At 37.0% G+C, this 9,149-nt stretch carries 9 protein-coding genes; 6 read left to right on the forward strand and 3 right to left on the reverse strand.

What is annotated here, in order from left to right:
* Positions 1-261 precede the first annotated feature (261 nt).
* Together FEZ33_RS11285 and FEZ33_RS11290 are read left to right on the forward strand one after the other, a co-directional pair.
* Positions 262-2,082 (forward strand): LPXTG cell wall anchor domain-containing protein, encoded by a 1,821-nt coding sequence (locus tag FEZ33_RS11285; RefSeq protein WP_138405481.1) that lies wholly within the window; start codon positions 262-264, stop codon positions 2,080-2,082.
* Between the two features lie 159 nt (positions 2,083-2,241).
* Positions 2,242-3,027 carry a PHP domain-containing protein gene (locus FEZ33_RS11290; protein WP_138405482.1) on the forward strand — a complete coding sequence of 262 codons (786 nt, stop codon included), beginning with the start codon at positions 2,242-2,244 and terminating at the stop codon, positions 3,025-3,027.
* A 37-nt stretch (positions 3,028-3,064) separates the two neighbouring features.
* On the opposite strand, the gene FEZ33_RS11295 is transcribed toward FEZ33_RS11290, so the two are convergent.
* Both FEZ33_RS11295 and FEZ33_RS11300 read right to left on the reverse strand, forming a co-directional pair.
* Positions 3,065-3,679 (reverse strand): NUDIX hydrolase, encoded by a 615-nt coding sequence (locus FEZ33_RS11295; protein WP_235888836.1) that lies wholly within the window; start codon positions 3,677-3,679, stop codon positions 3,065-3,067.
* 29 nt (positions 3,680-3,708) lie between these two features.
* Complete coding sequence (locus tag FEZ33_RS11300; RefSeq protein WP_138405484.1) at positions 3,709-3,999, reverse strand: ArsR/SmtB family transcription factor; 291 nt, start codon at positions 3,997-3,999, stop codon at positions 3,709-3,711.
* Positions 4,000-4,213: 214 nt separating this feature from the next.
* On the opposite strand from FEZ33_RS11300, the gene secG reads away from it, so the two are divergent.
* The 4 genes from secG (at position 4,214) to smpB (ending at position 8,210) form a co-directional block, all read left to right on the forward strand.
* Complete coding sequence (gene secG / locus FEZ33_RS11305) at positions 4,214-4,444, forward strand: preprotein translocase subunit SecG (RefSeq protein WP_138405485.1); 231 nt, start codon at positions 4,214-4,216, stop codon at positions 4,442-4,444.
* Between the two features lie 149 nt (positions 4,445-4,593).
* Entirely contained in the window at positions 4,594-5,343 is a 750-nt protein-coding gene (locus tag FEZ33_RS11310; RefSeq protein ID WP_138405486.1) for an alpha/beta hydrolase, read from the forward strand.
* A gap of 34 nt (positions 5,344-5,377) precedes the next feature.
* A complete protein-coding gene (gene rnr, locus FEZ33_RS11315) occupies positions 5,378-7,726 on the forward strand; it encodes a ribonuclease R (protein WP_138405487.1) in 2,349 nt (782 codons plus the stop codon).
* A gap of 25 nt (positions 7,727-7,751) precedes the next feature.
* Entirely contained in the window at positions 7,752-8,210 is a 459-nt protein-coding gene (smpB, locus tag FEZ33_RS11320; RefSeq protein ID WP_138405488.1) for an SsrA-binding protein SmpB, read from the forward strand.
* 66 nt (positions 8,211-8,276) lie between these two features.
* Here the strand turns inward: smpB and FEZ33_RS11325 are convergent, their stop codons facing one another.
* Positions 8,277-8,984 (reverse strand): 2-keto-3-deoxygluconate permease, encoded by a 708-nt coding sequence (locus tag FEZ33_RS11325; protein WP_138405489.1) that lies wholly within the window; start codon positions 8,982-8,984, stop codon positions 8,277-8,279.
* Positions 8,985-9,149: the final 165 nt, after the last annotated feature.

Raw genomic sequence — 9,149 nt, forward strand, 5'->3', positions numbered from 1 at the left:
GGCTTAGTTCCACTAAGCGAATTGGTAGAGTCTGCTTACGCAAGGTATTGAACCGCCGTGTACGGAACCGTACGCACGGTGGTGTGAGAGGTCGACTAGTCAAATAATGGCTAGTCTCCTACTCGATTGATTCATACTTTATAAACCGAAAACACTTACAATTTTAAGTAATCCTTCATAAAATAGTCATACTTGTCATGCATACTAGAGATAATAGAGAAGTAAGAAAATGTATATCTACTTTTAAGGAGGATATAAAAAATGAAAATCAATACAAAATTCAATAAAAAACTTCTCACAATTCTGTCCCTTGCTGCACTGGCAAATGTTGCTCCTTTGGCACCAAATGACGGTTTAGCAAGTAACTTAGCACTTGTAGAAGCGCAAGCTTCAAGTGAAGCAAATGCAAGTGATATCGAAGCAATTAAACAATCAATGATAGATGCAACTCCTATAACAGAAAATCAATTTGCGCAAATCTCTGAAGATGCGTGGTTGGCTTATGTTGAACAAGGTAATAATCAAGGAGGAGACCCAAGTGCAATTTATGACTGGGCCATCGAAGATTATCCAGAAGTATTTGAACCAGAAGCGACAAATTTCCGTATAGCAATGGTTGAAAACTATAATCTTGATGAAGAAAGCTTAAATACTGTAAGTGATCGAGATTTATTATGGTTAGAATACCAAATTTGGGTGGGTGCAGACGGTCAAGAAGATTTACCAGCGCTGGCTGATGCTTTAGTGGAAGACCTCGGAGTAGAATACGGCCAAGATGATAATGAACGAGTAGAAGCATTGAAAGAAACGATGTTAGCTTCTACACCTTTAACAGATGAACAGTTTGATGCGATTCCTGCTCAAGATTGGTTAGGTTATGCTGATGAAGTCAATGAAGGTGGTGGAGACCCAAGTACAGTTTATAACAATGCTGTCGAAGATTATCCAGAAGTGTTTGAGGAAACATTGAATTATATTTGTGGAACTTTAGTTTCAGACTATAACTTAAATGAGGAATCTTTAAACTCAGTATCGGATATTGACTTACTATGGTTAGAATATTCAGTATGGGTTGATGCAGGTAACACTGAAGACTTTGAAACATTAGCACAACGTCTAATTGACGAGCATGATGTTACTCAAGATGATGACGAAGAATCGCCTGGCGATGAACGTCTAGAAGCGATCAAACAATCGATGATTGATGCAACACCTTTAACAGATGACCAATTTGAAGCCATTCAAGCAACTAGCTGGTTAGAGTATTCAGATCGAGTGAATGAAGGTGGTGGAGACCCAAGTACCATTTATAATTGGGCTGTCGAAGATTATCCAGAAGTGTTTGAAGATACCATTGCTTATATTCGTGGAACATTAGTTTCAGATTATAATTTAAATGAGGAGTCTTTAAACTCAGTATCAGATATTGACTTACTGTGGTTAGAATATTCGGTATGGGTGGAAGCAAGTAACACCGAAGACTTTGAAACATTAGCACAACGTCTAATTGAGGAACATGATGTTATTCAAGATGACGAAGAGACACCTGGAGAAACTGAACTTGAAAGAATTAGAACGGTGATGATTGAGTCAACACCAATTACACCGGACCAATTTGAAGCGATTCCGGCAACAACTTGGCTTTCATATACAGAGCAAATTAATGAAGAGGGTGGAGATACAAGTACTGCTTATAATTGGGCATTGCGTGATTATCCTGAAGTATTCGAAGATACGATTGCTTACATACGTGGAGAATTAATCAACCGTTATAATCTTGAAGAGACTTCATTGAATGAACGTGTGTCTGATCAAGAATTATTATGGGAAGAGTATACAGTTTGGTTACAGAACGGTGAAGAGAATTTAGAAGCCTTAAGTCAAGTCTTAGTTCAGGAATACGGAGTGCGTACAACATCCACTCAAGTACCTGATGGAGATGAGGAAAATACAGCACCAACATTACCGAATACAGGTGAAACTAGACCAAGTTATAGCACATATATTATGATTGCTATTGTTGGACTAGTTGGAGCTGCTCTCTTATTAAGAGACTACTTTGTGAATAATAAAGAAGCTTAATGAACTTCAAGCCGCTAGTTAACGCTAGCGCTTTTTATTATGCCATTTTTTAACTTTAAAATAGAGTGCAAGAATTTGGAAGTATGGCTTATTTTCGATATAATTAAAGAGGATTTATTTAAAACGTATTATAGTATATTCAGATGAAAAGGAGCTATTATGCAATATTACGATCAACACTTACACACTTATTTTTCTCCCGATTCGAAAGAGGAATTTGAGAATTATTTATCTCAAAGTGAATTGCCTGTTGTAACGACAGAGCATATTGATTTTTATAGTCCGAATCAGTCGCATGATGATGTGATTCCAGATTACGAAGGTTATTCGAAGAAGATTGCGGAGTTGAACCAAGAATTTAATAATCGTCTACTTCGAGGAATTGAGATTGGTTTTACATATGCCGATCGTGATAAGATTGAGCAGTTTTTAGAAGGAAAAGACTATGATATTAAGTTACTCAGTATCCATCATAACGGAAGACATGGTTTTATGACCTTAAACCACGATGTAAAGGACTTGAAGACACATCTAGAGGAATACTTCGGTTTGATGCTGGAAGCCGTAAGAAACGCTCCATATGCGAATGTTTTAGCGCATTTTGATTTTGGGCTGAGAGGCTACGATGCAGTGAAGGTTGAAGATTTACATGATAGTGAGGACTTACTTCTTCAAATCTTTGAAACCATGGTGTCAAATGAACAAGCCTTAGAATTAAATACTCGAAGTATGTATCGTTATGACAACGACCATCTTTATGACTATGCGATTGATTTATATAAAAGTGTTGGGGGAGACATGTTCACAGTAAGTTCTGATGCGCATGTGGCCGGAGATTATCAGTTAGGGTTTAAAGAAGCTTTTAACAAATTGAGAAATCATGATGTGAATCAATTAGTTGTATTCCAAAAAGGTGTCCCACATTACGTTGATATACCCCAATAATAAATAAAACCTTCTTGCTGAGGCAAGAAGGCTTTTTTTAATCGAATTCAATTTTAAATGACTCATCTTTATGTGCACGCCAGCATAGTTCTATTTGTTCATAAGTTGTTTTGCCGTCATTTAACGTTGGTAAATGGTCCATATTGAAAAAGTCCATGCCGATTGTTTCACTGTTTAGTTTGAATTCACCGTTAATATAGTGACATTCTACGAAAATTTTAATAATAGTAAAAATTTGATTCACAGCGTTATGGCGGTGATGGTCATGGATGGCAATAATTCGGTCTGCTTTTCCAACCACACCAGCTTCTTCGAACAATTCTTTTTCGGCATTAGATGAGACGGTTTCTGTAATGTCCATCCAACCACCAGGAAGGGCCCAACGACCGTCATTCTCTTGGACTAAAAGGATCTTATCCTCTTTCCAAACAACCGCTCGTGTATCGACTTTGGGTGTTTGGTAGCCGTCTTCAATGTGGAATAATGCTTTGATCTCATTCATGTCGCTATCGTTTAAGGTTGCGAGCATTTGCCAACTCATCTCGCGGATTCTCTGGAATCGTTCTTTATCATAGACATCTTTTGTGTAGTGAAGACCGGTTTGGGCAAGGGCTTGCAATTCTTTTGCCCATTCTAACCATTGCTTTGACACATGAATCATTTCCTTTCAATTAGCTAGACTTATTCGTTTTCTTGGACGTGATCAACAATTTGATGAAGGATAGTGAAGACATGATCATCATCTAATTCATAAATCATTGATTTACCTTGTCGTTCCGCTTTGACTAAGCGTGAGTCTCTTAATATCTTTAATTGGTGTGATACCGCTGATTGCTCTAAATGCAGGGCTTCAACAATCTCAGAGACTGAGTGTTTTTGTTCTTTGAGTAAGTAAAGAATTGATAAGCGATTATAATCACTTAGTATTTTAAAGTAGCGACTGACCGCTAGTATGTTCTCTTCATTTTGCATTTGATTACTCCATTCTTTATCAATACTCATAATTTATCATGTTTGAATTTGCTGTGTCAAAGAAAGTCGCATGGGTGATGATAATTTCGTCAGATTGCGGTTGATTGTTAATTAGGATTTACAGTATAATGATTATTAGCAGGAACATTAATTGATAATATATATAATAAATGATATTATGAGTAATGGATATTTTATAGAGGAGGTAAGACCTTTGTATCAAGTTTTACTTACAGCTTTGATTATTGTAGCAATTTTAATGATTATTTTTGTTGTTATGCAACCATCTAAGAGTAATGCAGCAAGTATGCTCGGTGGGGGCGATGACGGACAACCGAAGACACGTGCAAGAGGATTTGAAGTTTTCTTAATTCGTGCAACAACTATTTTAGGAATTTTATTCTTTGTCTTAACAATTACATTGGCTTATTTATCAAGTAAATAAGTTTTATATTAATTAATCAGAACAATGTTCAAAGTAATTCGTGCTTGATGGATTGCTATATGGGCTTGTTCTTTTTTTAATCTTATTAGTTTAACTATTGATCAATATCATGTAAACTTTGTTTATAAAGTTTTTGGGAGGGTTCATACTTGAAATTAAACGAAATAAAAGATGCAAAGTATTATGAAGGTGAGAACAAAGAGATTGGAATCATTTTATTCCACGCCTATACCGGCTCACCAAATGATGTGAATCTATTAGCGAGAGAGCTAAATCGCAGCGGTTACGGCGTATTATGTCCAAAATTTGAAGGGCATGCCACAAAAGATATGAACGATATTTTGGATGCAGATATTAATACATGGAAGCAACAAGCCTTGGATGCGGTTGAAGCCATGCAAGGTGAGTATGACAGAATACTTGTCTTTGGCTTGTCATTGGGCGGTATATTTGCGACATGGTTAATGACACAGCCAAAACTTGACGTTCAAGGTGGGGGCGTATTTAACTCACCTGTATATACTGAGAACCCGATTGATGTAGAAGTGCATTTTACTTCTTATGTGAAAGCAATCTTCAAACGCTTCTCATCTGAAGATAATTACAATCAAGAAATCGACGGCATCCTCACTAAGCATAGAGATCAAATGAAGCAACTTGAAGCTTTTAAGAGCGAATTCCAAGGTCAACTTGAAAATATCGAACAACCATTTTTTATCGCACAATCAGGTAAGGATGAGATGATCAATGAAGACGATGCAGAAAAATTACAAAGTGTGTTAGTAAACGCGAAAGTGGACTTCAATTGGTTCCCAGAAAACACGCACGTGATTACGGTGAATCGAAATCGTAAAGATTTTGAAGCAGCACTTTTCGACTTTATAACAAGATTTAAATAGTCGTACAATAAATATTGTACAGAAGGAGGGCACTATGAGTTTATCAAAATTAGAACAACGAATTTTAGAATTCTTACAACAGAATCCCGATAGGAATTATCAAACAAATGAAATCGCCCAACATTTTAATTATCAGGGAAGTAAAAATTTCAAAAAATTAGTCAAAGCTCTAGCATTTTTAGAGCGAATTAATGAATTAGAAGTAACAGACACAGGCCGTTTTAAAGCGAAAAGCACTAAAAAAGAAACGGCTGTCGGAACTTTCCGTGGGAATGACCGTGGATTTGGCTTTATCGATTACGATCCTGAACAACCGGATTTATTCGTACCACCTGGAAAAGTAGGGAATGCCATGGATGGCGATACGGTTGAAGCAACGATTATTAAACACGTCAATCCATCGACAGGAAAAGGGTCTGAAGCTCGTGTAGATAACATTGTTGAAAGAGCATCAACACAAATTGTGGGAGAATTTGTCGCCTATGACAAAGAAATGCGCGATTCAACAGGCTTTTTAGGCTTTGTAATTCCTCAAGGGAAATTCAGCGATGAATTGAAAGTTGAAGTTCTACCAGACGGCTTGAAACCAGTGAATCATTCGATTGTGATTGTAAAGATTAAAGAATATCCAACGATGGATAAGCCAAATAATCTAACTGGTCTAGTAGCGAAAGAAATTGGTCATAAAGATGCGCCAGGTGTAGATATTCTAGCTATCTTGTACCAATTCAATATTCCATCAGAATTCCCAGAACAAGTCTTAGAAGAAGCACAAGCGATTGAACAAGATATCGATCCAAAAGATATTGAAGGTCGTCGTGACTTAAGAGATGAATTGATTATTACAATTGATGGGGCAGACGCAAAAGACTTAGATGATGCGATTTCATTAGAAAAACTTGATAATGGTCACTACCGTTTAGGTGTGCATATTGCGGATGTTTCTCATTACGTGACTGAGAATTCACCGATTGATTCCGAAGCTTTAGCAAGAGGGACATCTGTCTACTTAACAGATAGAGTGGTTCCAATGCTTCCACAAAGATTATCGAATGGGATTTGTTCGCTATTACCGAATGAAGACCGTTTAACTGTATCTTGTGAGATGACCATTGATTCAAATGGTCGCGTCGTTGATCAAGATATCTTCCTAAGTGTGATCAATTCTTCATACCGAATGACTTATACAGATGTGAATGCCATTCTAGCTGGTGATGAAGATTTAAGAAAAGAGTATCATGAAATTTCTGAGATGCTTGATCAGATGAGTGAATTACACTTTATTCTGGAAGGTATGCGTCAAAACCGTGGAGCGTTAAGCTTTGAAACACCTGAAGCGCAAATTATCGTTGATGAAGACGGGAAACCTATAGATATCGTTCACCGCCAAAGAGGGGTAGGAGAAAGATTAATCGAGTCATTTATGTTAGCAGCGAATGAAACAATCTCAAGAACATATACTGAGAAAGACTGGCCAATGATTTACCGTGTTCATGAGCAACCTGATGAAGAACGTATGCAACGCTTTGCAGAATTTATTACTGCTTTTGGTGTGGTCTTAAGAGGTCGCGCTGAATCAATTAAACCAAAACAATTACAAGAAGCATTGGATGAATTATCGGATACACCTTATGAAGAAGTTGTATCGATGATGATGTTAAGAAGTATGCAACAAGCACGCTATACGGATGAACCATTCGGTCATTACGGTTTAGCTGCCAAAGATTATACTCACTTTACTTCACCGATTCGACGTTATCCAGACTTAATGGTTCACCGTTTAATTCATAAGTATCTAGAAGCAACGCCAACATCAGAGCAAAAGAGAAATATTGCACAAAAATTAACAGATATCGCAGATCATTCATCTAAGATGGAACGTCGTGCGGTTGAAGCTGAGCGTGAAACAGATGCATTGAAGAAAGCTGAATATATGTTAGATAAAGTTGGAGAACAATTTGAAGGAACTGTGAGTTCAGTGACGTCATTTGGAATGTTCATTCAATTAGATAACACGGTTGAAGGATTAATTTCATTGCAAGAATTAAAAGATGATTATTACCGTTATGATCAACAACACTTAATTCTCATTGGCGAGAACACAAACAACGTGTACCGCATTGGTCAAAGAGTCTTAATTGAAGTTGAACGTGTAAGTATTGAAGACCGCGAGATTGATTTCAAACTCATTGAAACGTACCCAACGGATAACAAAGACTTAGAACATGTCATTAGTGAGAATAAGAATCGAAGCGAGAAAAAAAGTCGCAAACCTAAAAGACAAAGTAACAATAGACAATCCTTTAAACAAGTTGCGAAACAATCGTCTAAAGGGAATAATAAAAAAGGCAAGAAATTCCAAATTAGAAAACGGAAAAAATAGCCTTTGATGTAAACGAGGGATGACTATGGCGAAACAGCAAGACAAACCATTAGCACAGAATAGAAAAGCACGGCATGACTTTACGATACTCGAAACCGTCGAAGCGGGACTAGTATTACAAGGAACTGAAATTAAATCGATCCGACAAGGGAAGATTAACTTGAAAGATGGGTTCGTTTCAATCCGTCAAGGCGAAGCTTTCCTTAAAAATGTTCATATAAGCCCTTATGAACAAGGGAATATATTCAATCATGATCCGTTGAGAAATCGGAAGTTATTACTTCACAAAAAAGAAATTGAAAAATTAGAACGTGAAGTCAAACAAAATCGACTAACAATTATACCTTTAAAAGTATATATTGTTAGAGGGAGAGCAAAAGTTCTTATTGGTTTAGCCGAAGGTAAAAACCGATATGACAAACGTCATTCATTAAAAGAACAACAAATGAAACGTGATATTGACCGTGCTTTAAAAGCGAGATAATAAAAAGTGCTTAAGATTTTCAAAATGAAAATTCTTAAGCACTTTTTTGTATGAACTTATTTTGCACTAAGCATTCGGGTGTGTATGTTTAAATTCCCAACGGGCTAACATTGGCGTCACAATACTTGAAATAACAACACCTAACGCAATTTGAGCCGTCGCACTTTCAACGTAGATAGCATATTCAGGTGCTGAAAAAGCAATTAAAGCAGGAACTGACACAGACATACCTGCAATTGAAGATACCGCTAGAGAAGATACACCATCTTCATGTAAGATACGTTGTTCAAAGATAACCAAGATTGGCACTAAAAGGACGTAGAAAACTACTGTTAATAAGATTCCTTGTAGTCCTGATTGAAGCGCATCGAATAAATTTATTCCTGCTCCAAAGACCCAACCCATAAAGGGAGTTAACACCACAACACCAGGGGCTAAGTAATCAGCCATTTTCTTATCAAGGTTCCCAACAATCATCCCGAATATAATTGGTACAAGTGTTGACAGAATAGGTGTCCAGTCAACCGGGGTAGATTGGGCAATACTGAAGACTAACATAGGATAAGCTGGGACACAGAATAGGCCAACCAACCCAAAGGCATTCATATCATCTTGTGTTCCATAGTCTTGCTCTAAGGCTAAATATAATGACGGGTTTGTACTACAGATGGCAGTGATTAGTGCAATGGCACTAATACCAAAGACGCCACCCATGCCAAAGAATTGAATATAAAACATACTAAGATTAGTAGTGAGAAGTCCACGACGGTGGATTTTTCACTACTATTTTTTATATGGTAGATATGAAGGAAAGATCGTGAGGCTTTTTGGTTAGTAAACCGAATAAAAAACTGGTCCACTTCATATCCTTATAAGAATCTGTTTTGAGTATGTTGGGCCCTTGAGGTCGTGTTTAGGAAATTGGAATCGGTAAGGTTA

The sequence above is a fragment of the Ruoffia tabacinasalis genome, from assembly GCF_005864045.1.
In the GTDB taxonomy this organism is placed as follows: Bacteria; Bacillota; Bacilli; order Lactobacillales; family Aerococcaceae; genus Ruoffia; species Ruoffia tabacinasalis.

Excerpts from the sequence above, each read along its gene's own strand:
- FEZ33_RS11285 (WP_138405481.1), top strand. The coding sequence starts at position 262 with ATGAAAATCAATACAAAATTCAATAAAAAACTTCTCACAATTCTGTCC.
- FEZ33_RS11290 (WP_138405482.1), top strand. The coding sequence starts at position 2,242 with ATGCAATATTACGATCAACACTTACACACTTATTTTTCTCCCGATTCG.
- FEZ33_RS11300 (WP_138405484.1), bottom strand. The coding sequence starts at position 3,999 with ATGCAAAATGAAGAGAACATACTAGCGGTCAGTCGCTACTTTAAAATA.
- rnr (WP_138405487.1), top strand. The coding sequence starts at position 5,378 with ATGAGTTTATCAAAATTAGAACAACGAATTTTAGAATTCTTACAACAG.
- smpB (WP_138405488.1), top strand. The coding sequence starts at position 7,752 with ATGGCGAAACAGCAAGACAAACCATTAGCACAGAATAGAAAAGCACGG.